Annotated in this window: 1 rRNA gene; it reads left to right on the top strand. The window is 57.2% G+C overall.

Annotated elements, in window-relative coordinates:
* Positions 1-383 (top strand): 23S ribosomal RNA (locus DID96_RS38020); the annotation flags it as partial.

Genomic DNA, 383 nt, shown 5'->3' with positions numbered 1-383 from the left:
GGGTGAAAGGCCCCCTCGCCGTAAGCCCAAGGTTTCCTACGCAACGTTCATCGGCGTAGGGTGAGTCGGCCCCTAAGGCGAGGCAGAAATGCGTAGCTGATGGGAAGCAGGTCAATATTCCTGCACCGTCGTTAGATGCGATGGGGGGACGGATCGCGGAAGGTTGTCCGGGTGTTGGAAGTCCCGGTCGCTGCATTGGAGAAGGCGCTTAGGCAAATCCGGGCGCGCAATTCAAGGGTGTGGCGCGAGCTCCTTAGGGAGCGAAGCAATTGGAAGTGGTTCCAAGAAAAGCCTCTAAGCTTCAGTCTAACGATGACCGTACCGCAAACCGACACAGGTGGGCGAGATGAGTATTCTAAGGCGCTTGAGAGAACTCGGGAGAA

The sequence above is a fragment of the Burkholderia sp. Bp8963 genome, from assembly GCF_003854275.1.
GTDB lineage: Bacteria > Pseudomonadota > Gammaproteobacteria > Burkholderiales > Burkholderiaceae > Burkholderia.
The sequence above is the reverse complement of the archived record's forward strand: the minus strand, read 5'-3'. Positions and strand labels throughout refer to the sequence as shown.